The 21,739-nt window shown below is 62.3% G+C and carries 20 protein-coding genes; 10 read left to right on the top strand and 10 right to left on the bottom strand.

What is annotated here, in order from left to right:
* Window positions 1-146 precede the first annotated feature (146 nt).
* On the top strand, window positions 147-518 hold the full coding sequence (locus C443_RS00960) for a cupin domain-containing protein (RefSeq protein ID WP_005532921.1): 372 nt from the start codon (window positions 147-149) through the stop codon (window positions 516-518).
* 44 nt (window positions 519-562) lie between these two features.
* Here C443_RS00960 and C443_RS00955 read toward each other — a convergent pair whose 3' ends face one another.
* The 6 genes from C443_RS00955 to C443_RS00930 all read right to left on the bottom strand — a co-directional run bounded on the left by C443_RS00955 (window position 563) and on the right by C443_RS00930 (window position 5,421).
* On the bottom strand, window positions 563-868 hold the full coding sequence (locus C443_RS00955) for a hypothetical protein (RefSeq protein WP_005532920.1): 306 nt from the start codon (window positions 866-868) through the stop codon (window positions 563-565).
* A 60-nt stretch (window positions 869-928) separates the two neighbouring features.
* Window positions 929-1,852, bottom strand: coding sequence for an LLM class oxidoreductase (locus C443_RS00950; protein WP_005532919.1), 924 nt, complete (start codon window positions 1,850-1,852; stop codon window positions 929-931).
* 49 nt (window positions 1,853-1,901) lie between these two features.
* Window positions 1,902-2,648 carry an NAD(P)-binding oxidoreductase gene (locus tag C443_RS00945; protein ID WP_005532918.1) on the bottom strand — a complete coding sequence of 249 codons (747 nt, stop codon included), beginning with the start codon at window positions 2,646-2,648 and terminating at the stop codon, window positions 1,902-1,904.
* A gap of 59 nt (window positions 2,649-2,707) precedes the next feature.
* A complete protein-coding gene (locus tag C443_RS00940; protein WP_005532917.1) occupies window positions 2,708-3,706 on the bottom strand; it encodes a DMT family transporter in 999 nt (332 codons plus the stop codon).
* A 146-nt stretch (window positions 3,707-3,852) separates the two neighbouring features.
* Window positions 3,853-4,644 carry an aldo/keto reductase gene (locus C443_RS00935; RefSeq protein ID WP_005532916.1) on the bottom strand — a complete coding sequence of 264 codons (792 nt, stop codon included), beginning with the start codon at window positions 4,642-4,644 and terminating at the stop codon, window positions 3,853-3,855.
* Between the two features lie 156 nt (window positions 4,645-4,800).
* Window positions 4,801-5,421: a hypothetical protein gene (locus C443_RS00930; RefSeq protein ID WP_317175910.1), complete on the bottom strand. Its 621-nt coding sequence runs from the start codon at window positions 5,419-5,421 to the stop codon at window positions 4,801-4,803.
* Between the two features lie 100 nt (window positions 5,422-5,521).
* Here C443_RS00930 and C443_RS00925 point away from each other — a divergent pair, with 100 nt between their 5' ends.
* The 7 genes from C443_RS00925 to C443_RS00895 all read left to right on the top strand — a co-directional run bounded on the left by C443_RS00925 (window position 5,522) and on the right by C443_RS00895 (window position 12,667).
* Window positions 5,522-6,196 (top strand): class I SAM-dependent methyltransferase, encoded by a 675-nt coding sequence (locus tag C443_RS00925; RefSeq protein WP_005532913.1) that lies wholly within the window; start codon window positions 5,522-5,524, stop codon window positions 6,194-6,196.
* 82 nt (window positions 6,197-6,278) lie between these two features.
* Window positions 6,279-7,103 carry a M48 family metallopeptidase gene (locus tag C443_RS00920; protein ID WP_005532911.1) on the top strand — a complete coding sequence of 275 codons (825 nt, stop codon included), beginning with the start codon at window positions 6,279-6,281 and terminating at the stop codon, window positions 7,101-7,103.
* 116 nt (window positions 7,104-7,219) lie between these two features.
* Window positions 7,220-8,224, top strand: coding sequence for an alcohol dehydrogenase (locus tag C443_RS00915; protein ID WP_005532909.1), 1,005 nt, complete (start codon window positions 7,220-7,222; stop codon window positions 8,222-8,224).
* A 124-nt stretch (window positions 8,225-8,348) separates the two neighbouring features.
* A complete protein-coding gene (locus C443_RS00910; RefSeq protein ID WP_005532908.1) occupies window positions 8,349-9,683 on the top strand; it encodes a metallophosphoesterase in 1,335 nt (444 codons plus the stop codon).
* Window positions 9,684-9,897: 214 nt separating this feature from the next.
* Window positions 9,898-10,470, top strand: coding sequence for a helix-turn-helix transcriptional regulator (locus C443_RS00905; RefSeq protein ID WP_005532906.1), 573 nt, complete (start codon window positions 9,898-9,900; stop codon window positions 10,468-10,470).
* Between the two features lie 8 nt (window positions 10,471-10,478).
* Entirely contained in the window at window positions 10,479-12,233 is a 1,755-nt protein-coding gene (locus C443_RS00900; RefSeq protein WP_005532903.1) for an Nramp family divalent metal transporter, read from the top strand.
* Entirely contained in the window at window positions 12,221-12,667 is a 447-nt protein-coding gene (locus C443_RS00895; RefSeq protein WP_005532902.1) for a hypothetical protein, read from the top strand. Before C443_RS00900 ends, C443_RS00895 begins: the two co-directional genes overlap by 13 nt.
* A gap of 29 nt (window positions 12,668-12,696) precedes the next feature.
* On the opposite strand, the gene C443_RS00890 is transcribed toward C443_RS00895, so the two are convergent.
* Both C443_RS00890 and C443_RS00885 read right to left on the bottom strand, forming a co-directional pair.
* Window positions 12,697-15,741, bottom strand: a complete 3,045-nt coding sequence (locus C443_RS00890; protein WP_005532900.1) for an FAD-binding and (Fe-S)-binding domain-containing protein — start codon at window positions 15,739-15,741, stop codon at window positions 12,697-12,699.
* A 41-nt stretch (window positions 15,742-15,782) separates the two neighbouring features.
* Window positions 15,783-17,561 (bottom strand): L-lactate permease, encoded by a 1,779-nt coding sequence (locus tag C443_RS00885; RefSeq protein WP_005532899.1) that lies wholly within the window; start codon window positions 17,559-17,561, stop codon window positions 15,783-15,785.
* Between the two features lie 670 nt (window positions 17,562-18,231).
* Here C443_RS00885 and C443_RS00880 point away from each other — a divergent pair.
* Window positions 18,232-18,972: a ThuA domain-containing protein gene (locus tag C443_RS00880; protein WP_049943804.1), complete on the top strand. Its 741-nt coding sequence runs from the start codon at window positions 18,232-18,234 to the stop codon at window positions 18,970-18,972.
* A 91-nt stretch (window positions 18,973-19,063) separates the two neighbouring features.
* Here the strand turns inward: C443_RS00880 and C443_RS00875 are convergent, their stop codons facing one another.
* Together C443_RS00875 and C443_RS00870 are read right to left on the bottom strand one after the other, a co-directional pair.
* A complete protein-coding gene (locus C443_RS00875; RefSeq protein WP_005532896.1) occupies window positions 19,064-19,633 on the bottom strand; it encodes a hypothetical protein in 570 nt (189 codons plus the stop codon).
* Window positions 19,634-19,851: 218 nt separating this feature from the next.
* The gene (locus C443_RS00870) at window positions 19,852-20,430 is read right to left on the bottom strand and encodes an NAD(P)/FAD-dependent oxidoreductase (RefSeq protein WP_005532895.1); all 579 of its coding nucleotides are present in this window, start codon (window positions 20,428-20,430) and stop codon (window positions 19,852-19,854) included.
* Between the two features lie 111 nt (window positions 20,431-20,541).
* Between C443_RS00870 and C443_RS00865 the strand changes: the two genes are divergently transcribed.
* Window positions 20,542-21,582 (top strand): zinc-dependent alcohol dehydrogenase family protein, encoded by a 1,041-nt coding sequence (locus C443_RS00865; protein ID WP_005532894.1) that lies wholly within the window; start codon window positions 20,542-20,544, stop codon window positions 21,580-21,582.
* Window positions 21,583-21,739: the final 157 nt, after the last annotated feature.

Genomic DNA, 21,739 nt, shown 5'->3' with positions numbered 1-21,739 from the left:
ACCGGCACTTTCCGTGGTGTGGCCAAACTCACTCGTATGAATCAACAGCGAGGAGAAGTAGGACCGCTCAGTTGGCGCGAATTGTATCGACTTAGTGTGACGATGCACCCACAGTCGTTGATACCGCAACTTGGAGGGACTGAGCGATGACAGCGACCGATTTCGACGCCGTCCGGGAATACGACGACGACCAGTTCTCGGCTGTCGAAGTGTTCCGCAACGACCGGATGAAAGTCGTCTGTGGCTATTTCGAACCCGGACAGTTTATTCCAGTACACGCACCCGCGAGCGACGTCGCGATACACGTCCAGTCCGGAACCGGTGTCGTCCGTGATGGGGGCACGGAGCGGATGGTCGAGCCGGGCGACGTGGTGGTCGTCGAGGCCGACACCGACCGCGGTGTCAAAGCGGACGCGGACAGTCGGCTAGAGGCGTTACTGGTGACCGCACCGCCGCCGACCGATGCGGAACACGAACCGGTCCGGAAAGGGCTCAAAAAGGGCAAGTTCGACCCCTAACGCCCGGCCGGGTTCGTCTCTCACCCCAGACAACATGACCGAAGTCACTCGACGACGTACGAGCGGTGTGAGCCGCGGGTTCGCACGTCGACGAAATGATGGCGTGTCGCATCGCCCACGTTACCGACAGCGGAGTGGGGTGTCTCGTCGTCACTGTACACGCTCTCGGCCGGGCGCAGGTCGCGGTCAGCTAGCTTGTCAGTGACGGCAGCGGGGAGGGATGCGCCGTCCCGGACGTCGACGATGAGTAACCGGTCCGTGAAGCTCTTTGCGAGAAACGCGTCGGTGATCGGCTCGTAATCGGTAAGCTCCCCAGCTAAAGTGCGGAGGGCCGCCTGCCGGTCGGTCATCAGTATTCGATAGGTCAGCCGCACCGAAAGCTGTCCGTACGAACATCTTCCCACCGACCGTCACAGCTCGTCGATGATTTCGTTGGCGAAGGTCGTTATCGTCGCTTCTGGCTCCGCGGCGCGTAGGCCGACGATGACGTGGTCAAGGCCGTAGTCTTCGAGCCGTCGGAAGTACTCCCGGAACCACTCGACACCGGCCCGATACCCCTGATGGAGCGGTTCGGGTTCGGCTGTGGGATCAGCAGCAAACTCGACCTGAAGGGCAATCGTGAACGGTTTCTCGGGAGCGTGACTCCGCCACGTGTCGAGGTACGACTCAAGCGTCGACTCGGGGAGGTGATAGAATATCCAGCCGTCGCCGTTCTCGGCGATCCACTCCGTCGACTGTCTGGCGTTACCTGTCGGAAAGAGCGGGAGCGTGTCCGTCGTTGGCTTCGGGAGAACATCCAATTCGCCGTCGATCTGTCCCCAGGAGCCGTCAAGCGTCGGGTATTCCTCTCGCCAGAGTGCGCGGAGCGCGTCGACGCTTTCGCGGACGAGTTGCCCCCGGTTCCCGGGGTCGACATCGAACGCCGGATACTCCGGGTCGCGGTCACCGGAGGCGACACCCAGCACGAGCCTGCCGTCGGAGAGCCGGTCGACGGTTGCGGCCGACTTCGCCACGTGGATGGGATGGCGCAGCGGGAGGACGATGCTTGCAGTACCGAGTGTGACTGACTCGGTGTGGGCGGCGACGTGGGACAGCAGCGACCACGGGTCGAAGGCCCCGCCGGCGTCCCCGAACCGTGGCCAGTACGTCGGGACGTCTCGCGCCCAGAGCGCGTCGAATCCGACGGCTTCAGCGTGGCTTGCGAGCCGGAGTTCCGCGTCGATATCCGGCGTGGACTCCTGTTCGCCCGTGAGCGGAAATCCGAGACCGAACGAGAGGCCATCCTCCCCGTACAGTCGCCGATAGCCGGCGTTCGCGTGGTCCACAGCAGTCATCAGGGTCCTTTCACGCTGGAGCCGTATTTGTGCACGGGTGGATTTCCCACTACGGACTGTCGTCTGGAGTATCGACTGGCACAGTCTCCGACGCCCCACTCCGGGGAAGCCGCCACTCGATATCCAGCGCGCGGTTCGGGAACGATGGCTTCGCAACGACTTCCAGGGTCCGATCCTCGGCCGCCGGCGTGACAGGTGAGGCAATCATCAGTCGGGCCACGTCAGCCCGCGAAACACTCCCCCAGAGTTTCGCACCGGGCTCGGCAACGGAGACGGTGTCAGTTCGAGGCCCGTTCGTGAGCACGCCCGGTCGGAGAATGGTGTGCCGGACCGGGGCGTCGCGGATCGCGGCTTCGGCCGCCGCCTTTGCGCGTTGAATCGGCTGAATGACGACGTCAAAGGCCGCTGCGAGCGGACTGGCTGGCTCGTCACCGACGCCGATAGCGGATTCCATGACGAACGCCTCGACGCCGGCGTCGACGGCCGAATCGAGGAGGTTGATCGTCCCCGTGCCGTCGACGTACTCGTCCCGAGACCAGACGTCCGTGACAGTCGAGCCGACGGCGCTCAGGACGACATCGACATCTGACAACGCCTCTGTCAACGCAGTCGGATTCAACAGGTCGTCGACGACAACCTCGTCAGCACCGGCCGCCTGCAGATCCTCTGTCTTCGACGGTGTGCTGGTCAGTGCCCGGACCGTCGGCACGCGCGAACTGAGCAGTCGGAGCGTCGCTCGCCCGGTTCCGCCGCTGGCTCCGGCGACAAACACTGTCTGCACGTCAGAAGGGTCCATGTCACAGCTAGGGGCTGCCCGCACATGATTGGCCGGGCCTGTGTCACCTGTCGACTTGCTCAGTCGTCACACGGTGGCGTCTGCTGGGACGTCGATGGCTGGTTGAACCGGCGATAAAGCCGGCGCAGTTCCATGCGGATTGTCACACGCTCGATGAGAGCGAAGCCTGCAACGACGACGAGGAAGCCGACGAGCGTCCACAGTGACACCGACGAGCCGAGCAGGACCCAGCCCATGAGTGCGGCGAATATCGGCACGACGTACGCGACCAGATTCGCACGAACCGGGCCGATGCGATTGATGAGGCCGAAGTAGATGGCGTACGCGACCGCCGTCGACGGGATACCCACAGCGATGATGCTCGCAATCGTTTCAGGCCCGATGCCGATTACGGCTGTGGGCGGCTCCCCGACCAGCAGGCTCGCTACGTGGAGGAGCACCGCGCCGACGGCCATCGCCCACGCAGTCAGTGGTGTACTGTCCATCTGCGGGCCGACACGCTGGAGGAGTACACTGCCGAGTGCGACGGCCGCGGCCGCGCCGAGGACCAGCAGTTGCCCGATAGCGCTCGCGTCGGTGAACGTCGACGGCGACGGCTGTACGATGAGGATAACGCCGCTCAGCGCAATACCGATACCGAGCGCACCGAGCCACGAGAGTCTATCTCCCAGCAGCCACCAGGCGAACACAGGGGCGAGTATCGGGTTCAGACCGTACATCACGGACGCCGCTGCGGGCGTTGTCGTACCCTGGCCGAGGAACAACAAGCCGTTGTTGAGCGCGATGAGGAACAGCGCCGCCATCCCGATTCCAACGAAGTCCCCGCGAGTCCGCGGTAACCACGTCGACCGGGGCCGAGTAACGACGATGTAGCCAAGCAGCGTCACCGCCGCCAGGTCGAACCGGAGGCCGGCAAACAGCACCGGCGGAAGCTCACGGAGCCCGGTTTTGATCGCGACGAACGAGCCGCCGAACAATACCGCGAGCAGGACAAACAGCGCGCTGTCTCGGTACCGAGCCGGGAGTGAGGGACGGTCAGTGAACGTGGAGGGCAACATAGGCCAAGTCAGTTTGACCACCAGTTAGAGCGAAAAGATCTCATTACCTGTTCAACGGGTCGAAATGTGAAGAGGGCTGTGGGAGACGTGGTGTCACGGACCGACAGTCGCATCGGCAAATCCCACCGGGAAAGCTCGAAAGCGACTCAGTCCCAGGCGGCGGGCGACCAGTCCGGATCGACGCGTCGGTCGACGGTATCGATCCCGTCGATACGGTCGATTTCGGCGTCCGTCAGGGACAGGTCGAGGCTCGCCAGGTTATCGGTGATGTGGGCTTCACTCGTGGCTTTCGGGATCGCCGTCACGCCCTTCTCGCGGAGCCATGCGAGGCTGACCTGCGCTTCGCTCGCGTCGTGGTCGTCGGCGATGGCTTCGATGACATCGTGACCGAACACTTCACCGCGTGCCAGCGGCGAGTACGCGACCAGTTCGTAGTCCTGTTCGGCCGCGTGCTTTCGGAGTTCCGACTGCTGGAGGAACGGGTGCGTCTCGACCTGATTTGCGAACACCGGAGCATCGAGCACGTCCATCGCCGTTTCGACGTGGTGCGGTTCGAAGTTCGAGACGCCGACGTTGTCGATCAGGCCGCGGTCGACGAGTTCGTCGAACGACGGGAGCGTCTCCTCGGGCTCGTACTCGCCTGCCGCCCAGTGGACGTACAGCAGGTCCACCGAATCGACGCCGAGTTTGTCGAGGCTCTCCTCAGTCGTCTCGATCACGTCGTCGTGTGAGAGATTCGAGATCCACACCTTCGTCGCCAGGAAGATATCGTCGCGGTCGACGTCAGCCGCGGCGATACCGTCACCGACTGCGCTTTCGTTGTCGTAGGCCTGTGCGGTGTCGATATGTCGGTAGCCGGCTTCCAGTGCCGTCCGAACGCTCTCGGCACACTGTTCTGCGTCCTCGTTCTGCCACGTTCCGAGACCGAGCATCGGCATGCCGCTTGCTCGTGGACCGCCATCTGTTGCGGACTGCTGTTGGGTCATTATCGGCTACTGTCGCTTGCGCCTTTAAGCCGTTTGGGAGGCGGCGGGTAGCGCCGACTATCGGATAGTCTGCAGAGACGCCAGCTATCAGTAGCAGGACAGAGACAGTCAGAAGCCGTACGACCCGAAAATCCAGAGCGCAACCAAAGGCGACACAGCGAGGAACGCGCCTAGGACAACCGTCCCAGAAACTGTCTTCCAACCCAGCTCCCGAATCGGTTTCTCGTACCGCCACAGTTGAACGATAACGTAGACACCGGCGATGACTACCCCGCCGAGCAACAAGAACGGTGGAAACCCGAGTGCTGGAAACGACGGGAGGCCCACCGCTGGAAACGGCTCCGAACCACTCGAAGCCGCGAAATCGAGACCGATGCCGACAGCGCCGACGGCGGTGGCTGCAACGACATACGAGATCCCGGCGACGACGTGCCGGAGTACTCCAGCCAGTGCGAGCGGCTCCCCATCTGCTGACAGGACCGATGGGGCTGCATAGCTGCCGAGTCCGGTGTAAAAGAACGGAACAGTTAGAACGCCGACAGCGGCGGCATACGGAAGGACCGACGAAATCGCGACGATGAGAACCGCCGCGGTCAGAGCGTATGTGCGCCCGGTCGCGTCCCCGAGAACCAGCAGCGGCACCAACAACACGGCAGCGCCTACCACAGTAAACAGACAGATCGGGACAGAGTAGGGACGGAACCGTCCAACAAAACGGGATAAAGACATGCTGGTGTCGTTTCGGACCCAAGCGCATAGGTTTTCGCCTCCCCAGTGAGAACCGGAGTCGGCATGCTTTTACTCTCCGTTGTTGTATCGTGGCAATAGGATGTCATTATCGCGGGCGAAACGCGCTATCACCGAGTCCTGTCCGGACCGCCTCTACCCGCTGATTACCGGACTCTATCAGACCGCGTTTCCGCCCAACACGACAGAGGGAGCCGCAGCGGCGACCATTCTAGACCGGAAGCAAGCTGTCCCGGAGTCGCTCCCGGCAGCAGAGCTTGAAGACGTTGAAATCCTCCCCCATCGGACGCATCTCCTCGAACAGCTGCCGACCAGCGGGACTGTCGCCGAGTTCGGTACTGGAGACGGGTCGTTCGCCGAGTCAATCAGCAGGATCACACGGCCGGAAACGCTCTCGCTGGTCGACCGGTGGGAAAGCGACGAAGATCGACAGGCTGTCAAGCGACGCTTCAGCGGGCAGGGAGACACTGTTCGTCTGCGGGACGCTGAGCCGATTACCGTGCTCCGTGAGACCGACACTGGCTCGCTCGACTGGGTGTATATCAACAGTTCCCACGAGTACGAGGCCACGCTGGCCGAACTCAGAGAGAGCCAGCTGGCAGTCGCAGATGACGGGTACATCACGGGCGACGACTACAAAATCGTGAACGGCGTCATCCCTGCCGTCCACCAGTTCTGTTCGGAGAGCGACTGGCGGCTGGCGTATCTCACGCTCGAAACCCATGGGCGATGGAGTTACGCGCTCCGCAAGCCCTGAGCCCGTATCCGGCACGAAATCCAGTGACGCGAGCGGCATCGTCGGCCAGACGGTTTATACGGCCGGACGGAGTTGACTCTGTATGGCAGACTTCGGATTACAGGTGCGGATGCTTGTCGTCGGCGCGATTCTGTTCGCGTTCTACGTGTTCGCCGGCACGGCCCTGTCGGTGCTGTTAGGCCTGCCGCTCGTTCCGGTGCTTCTCGTCGGAATCCTCGTCGTTCCAGCGATCCAGTACAAACTCGGGAAGTGGCTGGCGCTCCGTGGCGCGGAGGATATGCCGGACGACCAGCGGTTCGGCTACGTCCACCAGATGGTTCGGCGGCTCTGCAGAGATATGAATATCGAGGAGCCGCGGCTGATGGTGATGGACATGGGCGTGCCCAATGCCTTCGCGGTCGGCCGGAAGGGTGCAGGTATCGTCGTCGTGTCAAGCGAACTGATGCAGCTTCTGGATGATGACGAACTGGAGGGTGTCATCGCGCACGAACTGGCCCACATCAAGAACCGGGACGTCATCACGATGGTCGTCGGGCAGTCCATCGGGATGCTCGTCGGCTACGTCGCCTACTTCGCGGTGCTGTTCGGCGGCGAGCGGAATATCGGCTCGTGGCTCATGGCAATGGTTGCTTCCTCGCTCGCGAACGCGCTGGTCATGGTGTTCGTGCTGGCTATCTCGCGGTATCGTGAGTACGTCGCCGACGCTGACGCTCGCCGCGCTATCGGTACCGGTGAGCCGCTGGCCCGAGCACTCGAAAAGATCTCTCGCGGCGCCGAAGGGCGGGAATCAGCAGTCGATGACAGCATGAACGCTCTCTGTATTTTCAACGCCGATAAAGGGCTGTTCGAGAAGCTGTTCTCGACCCATCCGCCGACGGAGAAGCGCATCCAGCGGCTCCGGTCCTGAATCGAAAGCCGTCTCCACCGCTCTGTACGGATATGTCCCAACAGACACCCCGTACAGCTCTCTGCTAACTGGCCGCTTATCCGCGTCGAGCCAGAAGTATCACTATGTCAGACACAATGCAAGCGGCGGTCGTGCCTGAGGCAGGGGCAGACTTCGAAGTCGTCGAACGAGAGGTCCCCGAGCCGGCCCCCGGCGAGGTACGGATCTCGGTCGACGCCTGTGGCATCTGTCACAGCGACGTGTACGCGAAAGAAGGGACCAACCCGGTCGTCTCCTATCCGCGGGTCCCCGGCCACGAGGTGGCAGGCCATGTGGACGCCGTCGGCGACGCTGTCGACACCTGGGAGGTGGGTGACAGAGTCGGCGTCGGCTGGCATGGCGGCCACTGTTCGACGTGTGACCAGTGTCGACAGGGGAACTTCCTCCAGTGTGAGAACGGCGAAATCACCGGACTGAGCTACGACGGCGGGTACGCCGAGTACATGACCGCTCCGTCGGAAGCGCTCGCGAAGATTCCGGAGTCACTTGATGCGGCGGCCGCAGCGCCGTTGCTCTGTGCGGGCGTGACGACGTTCAACGCGCTACGGAACAGCGATGCGAACGTCGGTGATTTGGTCGCCGTGCAGGGCGTCGGCGGCCTCGGTCACCTCGGCATCCAGTACGCTCACGCGGCCGGCTTCGAGACAGCCGCCATTTCCCGAACGCCGGAGAAGGAATCGCTGGCGAAAGAGCTGGGAGCCGATCACTTCATCAACGCGGCGGAGACAGATGCCGGTCAGCGACTGCAGGAACTCGGTGGGGCCGACGTCGTGTTGGCGACAGCACCGTCGAGTGACGCCATCAGTTCCATCGTCAGCGGCATCGGTGTCGATGGCTCTGTCGTCGTCGTCGGCGTCCCCGGCGAGCCAGTTGAAGTGAGCGCACAGCAGCTCGTCCAGAACCGTGGCGCTGTCGAGGGCTGGGCCTCCGGACACGCACGCGACTCACAGGACACGCTGGAGTTCAGTTCGCTCCGCGATATCGCGCCGGAGATAGAGACGTACCCGCTCGAAGACGTTGACGAAGCCTACGGCCAGATGATCGAGAACGAAGCGCGGTTCCGAGCCGTGCTCGAACTGTAGTCGGGCCGGCCACGATACCGACAAAAGCCTGTCTGTAAGCGACAGTCACAGTCGAAACTACACTCTCCCGCTTTGATACCACGGAGAGCAACGCCTTTGTCTGTGGGTCAAGAACCCGTATTCAATGGACGGCCCCGCCGAGGACCGCGTCTACTACGTCATCAGCGACCTTCACATCGGCGGCGACGAGCAGCTAGAGGAGGTGGAGTTCCTCGACGAACTGCTCGATTTTCTGGCCCGGTTAGAGACCACCGACGAGGACGCCGAGTTGCTCATTAACGGTGACGCGTTCGGGCTGTGGGAGTTTACCGGGATGTCGGGACTGGAGAAGTTCGACGCCCTCGAAGAAACCTACCCGACGCTGTTCGAGCAGCTGCGAAAGACCGGCGAGAACATCGAAATAACCCTGATCCCGGGGAACCACGACCACGAACTCGCGGCCTACGACGAGTACGTGGAGCGGTTCGCGGCGTACAACGTCACTCTCGTCCAGTCGAAATCGATTACCCGCCCGGTTGGAGACGCGGCCATCCACTTCGAACACGGCAATCAGCAGGACCCCAACAACCGCATCGAGGACTGGGGCGACACCAACGTGACGCCGCTCGGTTATTACTACAACACGCTCGTGACGAGTCGAGCCGGCCAGCTCTCGGACCGGGGCCGGTACAACTGGCTCAAGGACGTGCAGGCGGTGACGCCGACGGAACGGGTCCCGGTGTGGATGCTCTCGAAGTACTTTTATCGAGAAATGAACCCCTTGCTGCGGTACGCACTGGTCCCGTTCCTCTTGCTGTTCAACATCAGCGCGATCCTGGCGGTTCTGGCGGCGCTGAACCTCCTCGGCGTCTGGTCCGCTCCGGTCGAAACGACAACGTCGTTTCTGGGCCAGTTCGGTACGGTCGGGACCGCCATCTGGGTGTTGCTTGTCGTGAATGCATCTCTGGCCGGGCTCCTCCTGCTCGTGGGTGTACCGTTGTACCTCCTGCGGCGGGACATCAAGAAGACGATCAACCGTTTCGGGGTCTTCGAGACCGATCTTACGGTCGATACCCAGACGACGTACACGGAAGCCGCGCAGGAAGTATTCGAACAGGAAGACGACGTGGTCGTCTTCTGCTACGGTCACACGCACCGACCGAGTGTGCAGTCAGTCGACGGTGGGCTAGTCGTCAACACCGGGACCTGGCTCAAACGGCTCCACCGGCGGGACGGTGTCATCGGCCTGCTCCCGCCGGTGTTTTACCCCTCCTACCAGCTCTGTGCAGTGCGCATTACGGCCGAAGACGGGCAAGTAGTCGTCGACTACGAGGAAGTCCAGAAACCGAGCCCCAGTCCGGAGGAGTTGACACTCACCGAGCGCCTGCTGACTGTCGGCCGGAAACCCGACATCGAACTGCCAGAGCGTGCGGTCGTAGAGACCGAGCAGTCGGTACCGGCGCCGGAGCCGGCCGAGTAATGGGTGGACCGGTCCGACGGGCGCGTGATCACTGTCGGCGATGGGCCGCAGTAGGGAAGTTGAATACAATCGTTGCCGGTACGTCTACTGGGAAGTCACATTACTGCCTTCCTGTGTGATTGAGACATATCGAGCGTCAGACGGAGAGAGCGGTTGCTCCCGAAACAGAGGTTAGTGCAGAAAAGTCTATTACATACGACTGTAATGGCTACGTATGAGCAATACCGCGGACGATGGTCGGGCTGACGGGTCACCACCGTCCACGGCAGAGTTCACACCGGAGCGAGTGCTCTCGGTGTTTCAAGACCGGGTGGATCAGGCGAAGCCGTTGACGGCAACCGACGTGATGGACGCACTCGGCTGTTCCCGGAAGACAGCACACAACAAGCTCGACGTACTCGTGGAACGAGGAGATCTGGAAACGCGGAAGGTCGGGGCACGGAGTCGAGTCTGGTGGATCCCGTTCTCCCAGCTCGTCGGGCCGGGCACGGAACCACAACAAGACCGCGAGCCGCCGGTCGAGCACAGTATCGCCGATGCGGATCTGCCGGGGACGGGGGACGTACTCGACGACCGGCGCGCGGCGCTGCGGGCCGCATACGAATATCTTCGCGAAAACCCTGATACCGATGCCGGGAAACTCATCACCGAGGTGTTTCAGGAGCACCCGGCGGGCTACAAGACCGCTGACGAGTGGTGGGACGCTATCGGGCCCGCCCTCGAGGACCTCCCGCAGGTCGATCTGGCTGCCGACCACGAGCACGTCTGGCACTACGTCGGTGGGTGAGTTCATCGATGCCAGAGGAAAAGCCGACGGAACAGTCGGAGGTAGCGGAAGAGACGGAGTCAGAGACAGCAGAGGTGTACGCCTCTCGCAAAGAGCAGCGGTATCCGATCTCATCGTACACCCCGGTCGCGTACGACAACCTCGAGGTAGCACCGGAGAGCGATGCCCATCCGGACACGGGGTCGGGCGGGCGGTTCAGAGAACTCTCGTTGCCGAAAGTGCCGAAACTCCGCCACGTCGTCGGTCCCAGCGCGATCATGCTGGGGGCGTCGCTCGGCAGCGGTGAGACGCTGTTCTGGCCGCATCTGGTCGCCAGCTACGGGTGGGGACTGTACTGGCTGTTCCTCACGGCTGTCTGTCTCCACTTTGTCATCAACACGGAGATACAGCGGTGGACACTGGCGACCGGTGAGAGCGTGTTTCGAGCGTTCGAACGGGTCCATCCGGTCCTCCCGCTGGCCATGCTGGTCGGCGGGTTCATCAGTCTCGGCTGGCCGGGGTGGGCTGCGAGCGCCGCGCAGATCGGTGCACAGGGTCTTGGACTCGGAACGTATGACTTCGGCGGTGTCGACATCGTCGGCTGGCGACTGTTCGGCATCGGGCTCATGGTGTTCATCTGGGTGACCTATCAGGTGACACCGCTGATGTACAACGTCGTCGAGAGCCTCCAGCTCGTTCTGGTGGCGCTGTCTATTGCGTTCTCACTGCTGCTGTTCGTTCTCATTGGGTCGGTGGATGTGCTGGTCGGCGTCCCGGGAAGTCTGACGGAGGTTGGTGACTATTCGCCGGTCGGAACCATCGCCGTGCTGGTCGGGGCGCTGGCCTACGCCGGCGCGGGCGGCTACCTCAACCTCTCACAGAGCCTCTGGATACGCGAGAAGGGCTACGGAATGGGCCGGTATCAGGGTCGGATCAAGAACCCCTTCGCCGGCGACGACCCCGAGACAGTCCACGAGGACGGGTTCACGTTCATTCCGGACACGCAGAACCTCAAGCGGTGGCGGGGCTGGTGGCGCGTGACACAGCTCGAACACCTGTTGACCTTCCTGCTGGGTCTTCTCCTCGTTACAACGATGCTGGTCGTCATCGCGGTGTCACAGGCGCCGGGTGCGACGAGCGACGCGGTCGATATGTGGCTCATCGAGATTGCACCGTCGGTCGGCGGGTTCACGACGGGCGTCATCTACGTCACGCTGTTTCTCGCCCTGTTCACGACTGAATACGCAATCATCGAATCGTTCGTCCGGAACAGTTCAGACATCATCTACGAGCTATACGGGCGGGAGGCGGGCTGGAGCCTGCCGCGACTGTTCTGGGGATTGCTGACCGTCTTCTGTGGCTGGGGCGTGCTCATCCTCACCCTTCCGATATCAATATCCGATCCCTTCGGGCTCCTAGTCGTCGGAGCGGCGATGTCCGGGCTGTTGATGTGGCCGTACATCATCATCGTCCAGCTCGTCAACACGGTCCGGCTGCCAGAGCACACGATGCCTGGCTGGGGTCGGATCGCCGCAATGTGGATCGCCGCCGCGTTTTTCGGCTACTTCAGCGTCCTCTTGATCGGAACGGGGCTGACGACACGGCTGGGATTACGAGCGTTCGCCGTCCAAACGACCATACTCGGCAGTGCACCGGGCGGGTACGCCCTCTGGGCGGTCTTCCTGCTCGTCCAGGTGTATACGATGTCTCGGGTAGGACGTGCGAAGATTGCGGCAGACGGAACGGTCGCTGACGCTGCCACTGCAAAAGGGTGGTTCTCGTGACCGACGAACTCCGCGTCCACTTGCACTACACGATGCGTGGGTCGTACCCGCTCCGGCTGGTCGACGTGTTGTTCTGTACGGAGCGGGCGTACTTCGTCGAATACGACTATCTGACACCCGTCGACCTGCTGTTCGGGTCGCCGGATCAGCGGGCCGCCGCATTCGCCTCACAGGTGGTCGAGGAGGGCGTCCCCGCGGCAATCGAGACGGCCGAACAGGTCGAGACACAATCATACGACACGCTCGACAGCGTCGATATCCACACTGGTGGTCGAGTCGGTCGGCCGAAAATCACCGCACAGCCCCGGGCAGACTCCGCGACGACGGTTCGTGTCCACGGCCAGTTCGACCCCGAACCGTTCACACAGGCGCTTCGATCAACAGTTGACGGGCACGACGTCACGGTCAGACAAAGAGACGGATTCGGGTTCTGACCACTGCCGGGAGGTGTCGCCGGACCCGGTTACCGTATCGCCGCCGCGACCATCTCGATGGGATGTGGCGGCTCCACGTCACTGTCGCCGAAGTCGTCAATCTGGGACCGGCAGGACGCGCCGGGCGCGACGACTTGCCCGGCGGGCGAGTCATCTATCTGTCCCAGCAGGAGGTCCGCGATGCCCTCGCTCATCGAGTAGTGTTCGGCCTCGTAGCCGAAACTCCCGGCCATGCCACAACAGCCCGAATCGAGCGGGTCGACTTCGTAGCCGGCCCGACGGAGGACGCCGACGGCGTGGTGATCCTTCTTCGTCGCCTTCTGGTGACAGTGGCCGTGGTACGCCAGCGAGTCGCCTGGCTCGTCGAAGGCGATCGTCTCTCCCAGCCGGTACGTGTCGAGGTACTCGCAGACGCCGTACGTGTTTTCCGCGACGGTGTCGACATAGTCGCCGGAGAGCAGGTCCCGGTAGTCGACCTGGTACATCACCGCGTCCGAGGGTTCGATGGTGACCACGTCCCAGCCGTCGCGGATTCGCGGTGCGAGCGCGTCCACGTTCGCCTGAGCTGTCTCACGAGCGTGGTTTAGCATACTCTTCGAGAACGCGGGACGGCCGCTGTCTGTCACATCGTCGGGCACGACGACGTGGACGCCCGCCGCCTCCAGCACTTCTACAGCCGCTTTCCCGACATCGGGGTGGCTGTAATTCGTGTACGGGTCAGCGAGCAAGAGCGCCTTCCGGTCAGCTTTGCTCGCCGCGACCATTGCGCCGCCGCGGTCAGCCCACCAGTCCCGGAACGTGGTCCGGTGGAAGCCGGGTAGCGTCCGCTCTTCCGTGATACCGACCGTTTTCTCCATGAGCAGTCCCGACCCCGGCAGGTCCATCAGCCAGTTCGATACCGGAGCGAACGTGCTCCCGAGGGAGAGCACGGTCTCGACGTTAGCGAACAGTCGGTCCCGCAACGAGATGCCCTCGCGCTGGTGGTGTTCGTGGACCACCTCGGCCTTGAGCTTCGCCATGTCGACGCCGCTCGGGCAGTCCTTTTTACAGCCTTTACAACCGATGCAGAGGTCAAGGACTTCCGTGACGAACTCCTCCTCAAAGGGATCATCCGGGAGATCACCGTCCATCGCCGACCGGAGCATGTTGGCCCGGCCGCGAGTGCTCGTGATTTCCTCTTCGGCCGCGCGGTAGGTCGGACACATGACGCCGCCAGTCGTTTCCTGGTGGCCGGTACAGCCCGCACAGCCGTGACAGAGTTCGACCATCCCCTGGAACCCGTTCTCGTTGTCCCAGTCGAGTGTCGGTTCGAAGCCAGCGTTGAATTCGTATTCCGGGTCGTACCGGAGGCTCTCGGCCGGGTCGTGCTCGCCACAGATGTTCCCCGGGTTCAGCCGCCAGTCGGGGTCGAACGCCGACTTCAGGTCGCGGAACGTCTCCCAGAGGTCGTCGCCGTAGAGCTTGCGGTTCCACTGGGTTCGGGCACGCCCGTCGCCGTGTTCGCCCGACACGGACCCGTCGTACTGGACGACGAGATCCGTGATAGCGTCGGAGATGGTTTCCATCGTCTCGATGCCGTCCCCGGATTTCAGGTTCAACAGCGGTCTGATATGCAGGACGCCGGGGCCGGCGTGGGCGTAGTAGGAGGCGAAGGTGTCGTGCTCGTCGAACAACTCCCGGATGTCGGCGACGTACTCCGGGAGGTTCTCAGCCGGGATAGCCGTGTCTTCGACGAACGGCCAGTGCTTGTCGTCGCCCGTCCGCGACAGGAGAATTGGCAGCCCGGCCTTGCGCATCTTCCAGAATTTTGCCTGTCGGTCCGCGTCGTAGGCTTCCAGCGCATCGACGGCGTGGACGGGGGCATCAGTGAGCGACGCCGCCCCCTCGCTTGGGGACTCTCTGGCGTCGTATCCTGGGAGTCGGTCGGCGAGCAGATCGGCGACCTTCTGAGCGCCCTCCTCGGCCGATTCGGCGTAGAACTCGACGAGGAGCGTCGAGTCCGTCTCCTCGGGGAGCATGCCGACGACGTCGGCAAACTCCGGTGTCTCCGTAGCGAGATCAAGGAGCACGTCGTCCATAACCTCGACGGCCGAGGGGTCGTGGTCGAGAATCGGGGCCACGTCCCGCATCGCCGAGATGATGTCGTCGTAGGTCAGCATGGCGACAGCCGTGGCCTCGGGAACAGGTTCGAGCGAAACCGTCGCCTCCGTCACGACGGCCAACGTTCCCTCGCTCCCGGCGAGCAGGCGTGCGAGGTTGACTTCGCCGCGCTCCCTGGCGTTATCGACCAGTTCGTCCAGATTGTACCCGGAGACGTTGCGTTTGAGCTCCGGATATTTGTCGTCAATCTCCACGGCGTCTTCTGAGAGGATTTTCGAGACTTCGGCGTAGATCCGAGTTTCGAGGTCGGCGTCGGGGCCGGCCTCGGCCGCTCGTGCTTCGAGATCATCAACGTCTACCCAGCCGAATGTCGTCCGGGTTCCGTCCGCGAGGACGACCTCACACTCCTCGATATAGGCGTCTGTTTTCCCGTATTTCAGCGAGTGTGCACCGGTCGTATTGTTCCCGATTGCACCGCCGAGAACGCTCTTGTCGCCCCAGGCCGGGTCTGGCGCGAACTTCAGCCCGTGAGGTTCGAGCCGGTCGTTGAGGCGAGCGATGGTGATGCCGACCTGCGCGCGAGCCTGCTCGGCTTCCGGGTCGACCGACAACGCCTCGTCCATGTGCCGTTTGAAATCGAGGACGACCGCCTCGTTGACGGCTTGTCCGGCGAGGCTAGTCCCGCCGCCCCGTGGGAGGACTGGAATGTCCTCCTCGGCGCAATATTCCATCACCGCGACCACGTCATCAGTCGAGACCGGGGAGACGACGCCGATCGGGAGCTGCTCGTACGCGCTTGCGTCAGTTGCGAACAACTCCCGAGTGTACGTGTCGAAGCGTACATCACCGTCTACACGACGCTCCAGAGCCGCCACGAGATCCGGCCTGTGGATGCTATCGCCCTGATAGTCGTAGTTCGCGTTCGGGTCTGTCGCCGGGTCACGTTGCTCGGAGAGTCGGGAATCGTATGCCATGAATGGGAAGTGGGTAGAGGTAGGTGGGAAGGTGAGTCGGGTTAGAAGGCGCCCGGGGCCACGACGAAGGCCAGGATAAGCGTCAGTATACCCGTGAACACACCGTAGTACAGCACCGGAATCAGTTCGAGGCGGATGACGCGTCCCTCCTCGCCGATGAGGCCGACCACCGTGAGGGCGGCGACCACGTTGTGAATGGCGATGAGGTTGCCGATTGCGCCGCCGACCGCCTGTGCGGCAACGACAATCTGGGTGGGGGCACCGATCTGCTGGGCGGCCTGGAACTGGAACAGCCCGAACAGGATGTCGCTGACCGTGTTCGAACCGGCGATGAAGGCACCGAACGCGCCGATGAAGCCCGAGAAGAACGGGAACATCTGGCCGGTCCCACTCGCCGTGATATCTGACAGCAGTCCGAGCATTCCGGAGTTGATCGGCGCGGCCTCCAGCACAACGGTACTGCCGGTCCGTTGCATAATCATGACCGTCGCGACAGCGAACCACAGCGCCACGACAGCCGGCGCAATGTTTCGGAGCGCCTCGCTCCACGAGGACTTGATTTCGTCGGTTGACATCCCGTGGAGCGCGTAGGTAATCACGGCCACGAGGACGAAGAGACTCCCGGGGAGGTAGAACAACTCGACGCCCTCCGAGAACGGCGTGCCGAGGATGTTATTCCACAGCAGAACGCCGTTCGTCGAGAGGAACTCCTGAATCGGACTGACAACGCGGGTCACGACGAGCAACGCGGCGACGAGGAGGTACGGCAGCCAGGCCATACCCAGCGACATATCCTGCGAGTGTGAGTCTTCAAACGTTGCCGTGCCACCGTCAGCTGCGACCGTTCCTTCCCGGCTGCTTCCCGATGTGGTGCCGACACCCTCTCCGGGCTCGATACTGCCGATCCAGTGGTCCGGCCACTGGGCCTGCGGGCCGAAGTCCCATTCCTCGTCGGGGACGAAGTAACCGGCCCGTAGCGTGGTCGTGACCACGAGTAGCCCGACCATCGCACCCAGCAGTGCCGGGAACGTCGGACCGAGGAAGTACGCAGTCGCGACGTATGGGATTGCGAAGGAAGCCCACGCGAAGAGGCACAGCGGCAGGACTTCGAGCGCCGGCTTGATGGACCGCTCTTCACCGAAGAAACGCGTCATCATCGCCACGCCGATGAACGGGATGGCGATGCCGACGATAGCGTGGATGAGCGCCGCCCACACGCCAATCTGGGCGACGTACGCACCGACGCTCTCGAAGCCACCCTGTTGCAGCACCTGCTGTGAGGCACCCGTACCCTCTGCGAACACCACGTCACGCAGCCCGATGATCAGCGGTGTTCCGACTGCCCCGAAGGTGATAGCGAGGATGTTCCCCGTGAGGGCGACGACAACAGCGGCAAGCGGCGGGAAGCCCAAGCCGACCAGCAACGGGCCGACGATGGCCGCAGGCGTCCCGAAGCCGGCCGCGCCCTCGATGAACGATCCCATGAGGAACACGAGCAGAATGACCTGCACACGCCGGTCGTCGCTGATCGACGAGAACCCTGCGTTGATGACCTCGAACGCGCCTGACTGTTTCAGCGTGTACAGCAGGAGTATCGCCCCGAAGACAATAACAAGGATTCTGGTCGCTGTCAGCGCCCCGCGTATCGACGCGGCGGCGATCAACTGGGGGGACATCTGCCAGCCAACGAAGGCGGCGATAGCCGCCACCGCCCACGCAATGGGCATCGTCCGTGTTGCCGGCTGGTACAGCCCGACCATCAAGACCGCAATCGTCGCCAGCGGGAGCAGTGCCATGAGCACCAGTGTGTGCTCAGACATCGGGCCTCACCTCTGAGCACCTGTCCGGACAGGTCGCACTTTCACCGATGATCCGCTCCGGGAAACGGTGTCGTGCTCTCATTTCGGAACCACCTCGGTACGTGGCTCTATCGCTCGAAACCATCCGATACGGCGGTTTCTGATAGGGTGCATCAGTCACGTCGTCTGGCAGGGAGTATTTATACCTATCTACCGTTTACATTATAGTCTATACAGAATTTTGCCGGAACGGGAGCGAGAAGCGTTGATACAACAAAAATCAGGGGTTATTTTGTACGAACTAACGGAACGGGATACAGTCGTGTGTAACCGGTATAGCAGTTCTTTACGCGGCGATTTCACTCGACTGTACTCCCACTGAAGAGGGTTACAGTCGTCTGTATTCCACAGTGTCAGGGCAGTATTCACGGCCCTGTGGATACGGCTGGATATCGGGGCGTATCGGCGTTCAGCGTTGCGGCTGTCATAGCCACTGTGTAGCGACGCTGGCGCGCGGTGGACCAAGCCGGACCATCCAGCGCTGCATCACACAAAACGGTATCTGAGACAGATGAGGGTATGTGAATGAATACCCGGCAAACATCCCCGGATAGGAAAACGTGTCGCACTCTCTCGTCGTACGGATTGCCGCTTGGCGAACGCCGTTACGGCGGAAGTTGAAACCACGAGTATGACACGCGTCACAGTCTGGAACGAATACGTCCACGAGCAGGAACACGAAGCGGTGGCAGACCTGTATCCCAACGGGATTCACGGCGCGATCGCCTCGGCACTGGAAGAGCGCGGCTTCGACACGGAAACCGCGACGCTTCAGGAGCCCGAACACGGCCTCACTGAAGAGGTACTGGCAGAAACTGACGTTCTGACTTGGTGGGGCCACGCCGCCCACGATCAGGTCGCTGATGAGGTGGTCGCCCGGGTGAAAGGCCGGGTCCTCGACGGGATGGGGCTTATTGTCCTCCATTCGGGCCATTACTCGAAGATTTTTCGTGAATTGATGGGGACGACCTGCAGTCTGAAATGGCGCGAAGCCGCCGAAACCGAGCGGTTGTGGGTCGTCGAACCAGGCCACCCCATCGCCGATGGTATCGACGAGTACATCGAACTCCCGGAGACCGAGATGTACGGCGAGCGCTTCGACATCCCCGCGCCGGACACGCTCGTGTTCAACTCCTGGTTCGAGGGCGGCGAGGTGTTCCGTTCAGGGTGTTGCTACCGCCGCGGGGCGGGCCGAATCTTCTATTTCCGCCCGGGCCACGAGACGTACCCGATTTATCATAACTACGCGGTCCAGCAGGTCCTCGCCAATGCCTGCGAGTGGGCCGCGGCCGGGGACGGTCCGGAGCCATCGTTTGGCAACGCCGACCCGATTGAGGCTATTGACGAAAGCGACGAGCGGTCGGTCCACTGATTTCGGCGTGGTGGTTTAGCGGCATCGTACTTAATCGAGTTGGGTTTACATTCTATTACAACGCATACGCACTGCCGTTGACCCTACGCAGTCACTGTGGGAACACGGGCTGTGTCTTGTGCCGCCGTCGTTCACCGTTTCCCAGATGGTCAACATCGAGCTGTACCCCAGTTCGGAGTGTTGATTCGAGACGATCGACCAACGGATCGAGCGACGTTTCGACCGGCGACAACACCCGCCACCGATACGTACCGCTGGTGCGTTCCGATTCGAAGACGACACCGTCCCCGATGTAGTCGGTGACGATAGCAGGTACTGCACAACACCGGTCGATGTGTGCGTGATACGTATATACAGTTCTGGCGGCCGGTCGCCGGTCGAGGACCTGATATTCCCGCGTCCCGGAACAGCGGTGCTCGTCGAGACACTCGTTACAGCGTTCTTCGTCGAGAAACACCTCATCGAACGCAGAGATGGCGTCAGCGGGACCGTCTACGTGGTCGATACGCCACATAGCGTTTTCGGTCACGGTACACATGCCGTTCCGGAGTCGTAGCGTCGGGTACTCGTGAAACAGGTCCATTACCGGGTCGGTCCCCGCAGTGAACCGGAGGGTGAACGCGAACTCCTTCACAGAGAACAGATTCGGCTGTGGTGCCATAGTGAATCAGACGATAATACAGTCAGCCGGCTTTCGAACGCCGAAACGGTCACAGTGACGCGAAAAGGGCACTGACGCTTCGAATTACGTACCTGCTTAGCATCGACCGGCCAGAACACTCCAACAGCGGACCCAGCCTGTACTCGCCACTCAGTGGCCAGTAAAACCGTGTTTAGTGGTTAACAATGGGATAGGCGCTTCCAGAGCCGGTTCGGAATCTACTCCTCGGGACCGAACAGCGCATCCGCGTCGGCGGGCGTATCGAAGTCGTGGAAGTGCTCCCCTTTCTCCTTCGTGAGAATGTTCAGGGCCGCCGCCGCGCCGTCGCCGGCGGAGATGACGGCCTGCCACTCCTCGGCTCGGACCATCCCACCCGTCGCGTAGGCGTCGTCGACACTCGTCTCCATCGTCACATTCACGTCAACGACATCTTCATCAGTCATGTCACAGCCCAGCGTCTCAGCGAGGTCACGGTTAGCCCCAGTCGCGAGGATGAGATAGGAGGCTTTGTACGTGTCATCCTCGGTTACAACCTCGAACCCGCCGTCGGTTTGCTCCACGTCGGTCACTTCTGTGCCCTGTTTTCGGTCGACGCCGAAGCTATCCACCTGCGACCGGGCTGTCTCCATGAACGCGGACCCATCCTGAGAGCCGACCCCGAGATAGTTGAACAGGTGAGCTTTGTGCATCCAGGTCCCATCAGTGTCGAAGACTGTCGTTTCCAGCCCGTTTTTCTGTGCAAACAGTGCCGCGCTCAGGCCGGCGGGGCCGCCCCCGACGATGAGAACGTCCGTCATGTTTCTGCAATTATGTTCCATCGCTGGTAATTGTTTCCATCCAATAAAACGTTCAGTCGGATGTGGCAAAGGCATGAGAACGGTTTTGCACAGCCGCCCCGAAGCGATCATATGCGCGCAGCCATCTATCGCGGCCCCGGTGAGATTACCGTCGAAGAGGTCCCGCGGCCGGAAATCGAATCGCCCACCGACGCGGTCGTTCGCGTGACCCACACCGCCGTCTGTGGCTCTGATCTGTGGTTCTATCGCGGCCAGAGCGACCGAGAGGAGGGGTCCCGCGTCGGCCACGAACCGATGGGTATCGTCGAGGAAGTCGGCGACGATGTGCGCTCAGTCGAGCCCGGCGACCGGGTGTTCGCCCCGTTCGTCATCAGCTGTGGCCGGTGTGAGTTCTGCCGGAAAGGACTGCACACGTCCTGTGTCAACGGCGATTCCTGGGGCGGCGACAACGGCGGCGGCCAAGGCGAGTACGTCCGAGCAACGGAAGCCGACGGCACACTCGTCCGCGTTCCTGACCGTCACGCCAACGACGAGGATACGCTCGAAGCGATTCTCCCGCTGACAGACGTGATGGGAACCGGCCACCACGCAGCGGTGAGTGCCGGTGTCAGTGAAGGCGACACCTGTATTGTTGTCGGCGATGGTGCCGTCGGACTGTGTGGCGTGCTCGCGGCCCGCCGTCTTGGGGCGGAACGCATTATCGCAATGGGACATCACGAGGACCGTCTCGAACTCGCGGAGTCGTTTGGTGCGACAGAGACCATCGCCGCTCGCGGCCAAGAGGCCGTGGACGCCGCAGACGACCTGACGAACGGCGGTGCAAACCACGTTCTGGAATGTGTCGGTGCGGCCTCGGCGATGGAGACCGCTATCGACGTCTGCCGGCCGGGCGGGACTGTCGGCTACGTCGGTGTCCCGCATGGCGTCGACGACTCCGGACTGGACGTGTTCTCGCTGTTCGGCGACAACATCGCGCTCAACGGCGGCGTCGCACCGGTTCGCGCCTACGCCGACGACCTGCTGAACGACGTGTTGCAGGGGACACTCGACCCGTCACCGATATTCACGAAAACCGTCGACCTCGACGGCGTACCCGAGGGCTATCGGGCGATGGACGAGCGCGAAGCGATCAAAGTTCTCGTCAAACTGTAGTCGGTCTGCGCTGGCTGTCACCCACGCAAACCGCGAAAGAACTCGCTATACGTTATGCGACCGGTGCTGAAGCAATCTGTACGGACCAAGCGCTGGAGCGTTCAGTGCGCCGTCCTGTGGAGAGCCAGTTATAATCCACAGGTGCTGCTATACTAGC

Source organism: Haloarcula argentinensis DSM 12282, assembly GCA_000336895.1.
In the GTDB taxonomy this organism is placed as follows: domain Archaea; phylum Halobacteriota; class Halobacteria; order Halobacteriales; family Haloarculaceae; genus Haloarcula; species Haloarcula argentinensis.
The sequence above is the reverse complement of the archived record's forward strand: the minus strand, read 5'-3'. Positions and strand labels throughout refer to the sequence as shown.